The 844-nt window shown below is 57.3% G+C and carries 1 protein-coding gene; it reads left to right on the forward strand.

The genetic code is table 11. The features are described 5' to 3' along the window. Positions 1-844: Ig-like domain-containing protein (locus TH30_RS22205; RefSeq protein WP_181850436.1), on the forward strand; the 844-nt coding region annotated here is incomplete at both ends.

Here is an 844-nt window from a genome sequence, read left to right on the forward strand (position 1 = left end):
CTGGGTGTTACGGTCACTTCGACCGATGGCGGTGATACCGCAGCCACTTCGGGTTCAATCACCGTTGATGTTGCGGGCGTTGCGGATGCTCCGACCCTTGAAGTGTCAGATGCGTCTGGCAGCGAAGAAGGTTCAATTGCGCTTGATATCGATGCGGGCCTGGCTGACGTAAGCGAAGTCCTTTCCATAACCATCTCTGGTGTTCCAGATGGAGCAGTGCTCTCTGCCGGTGCCGATAATGGTGATGGCACATGGACGCTCACAGCGGATGATCTTGAAGGTCTGACGATCACGCCCGCCGATGATTATTCCGGTTCCTTCGATCTGGGCGTCACCGTCACTTCGACCGATGGCGACGATACCGCAGCCACTTCGGGTTCAATCACCGTTGATGTAGCGGGCGTTGCGGATACCCCAACCCTTGAAGTGTCAGATGCGTCTGGCAGTGAAGAGGCTGCGATAGCGCTTGATATCGATGCAGGCCTGACCGACGCCTCGGAAGTTCTGTCGATCACGATCTCTGGCGTGCCCGAGGGTGCCGTGCTGTCGGCTGGTTCTGATAATGGTGACGGCACCTGGACGCTCTCGGCCTCGGACCTCGAAGGGCTGACGATCACGCCCGCCGATGACTATTCAGGGTCGTTCGATCTGGGTGTCACCGTCACCTCGACTGATGGCGACGATACCGCAACTACATCGGGCTCAATCACCGTAGATGTTGAAGGTGTCGCTGACACCCCAACCCTTGAAGTGTCGGATGCGTCTGGCAGTGAAGAAGGTGCAATTGCGCTTGATGTTGACGCTGGCCTGACCGATGCGTCGGAAGTTCTGTCGATCACCATTT

Source organism: Thalassospira profundimaris (assembly GCF_003326795.1).
Lineage (GTDB): Bacteria > Pseudomonadota > Alphaproteobacteria > Rhodospirillales > Thalassospiraceae > Thalassospira > Thalassospira profundimaris_C.